Source organism: Candidatus Symbiothrix dinenymphae (assembly GCF_001431085.1).
Map to the genome: position 1 here is coordinate 1 of NZ_BBRU01000402.1, position 451 is coordinate 451.

Annotated in this window: 1 protein-coding gene and 1 pseudogene; both read left to right on the forward strand. The window is 41.0% G+C overall.

The genetic code is table 11. From position 1 onward, the window contains the following. Window positions 1–310: hypothetical protein (locus ASC50_RS04585; protein ID WP_158648437.1), on the forward strand; the 310-nt coding region annotated here is incomplete at its 5' end. A gap of 42 nt (window positions 311–352) precedes the next feature. Further along, window positions 353–451 (forward strand): annotated as a pseudogene (locus ASC50_RS06890) (3-methyl-2-oxobutanoate hydroxymethyltransferase); the annotation flags it as partial.

Genomic DNA, 451 nt, shown 5'->3' on the forward strand with positions numbered 1-451 from the left:
CAACAACCCTTGGGTCTGGGAAGAATCGGATTCAATCTATTATTGCTATTTTGACGTGGATGAATTGACCGACGATATTTTCGACAAAGGTGTCAAACAAGCGTTTATGTATTACAGTTTAGAGGGCGTAGATACTCAGTCGCCACTCCCTTTTAGCGATTTTTATCTTGACGGTGGAATTAAAATGGAAGAACATTTCACAGTGGAATGGCAGCCCGGTAGAATTATTTTCATTATGAAGCCTGATGATAGAAAGCGTTTGAACCCACATCGCTCATCCTACGAATTTTTAGTCCAATTTTTGTGGTAAAAAAACTAAACTCTAAACTCTAAAAACTACACTCCAAAAAAAATGTCAGTTCATACCGAAGATACGCGGAAAGTAACGACCCAGCGGCTGATTGAGATGAAGCAGCGGGGCGAAAAGATTGCCATGCTCACGGCTTACGAC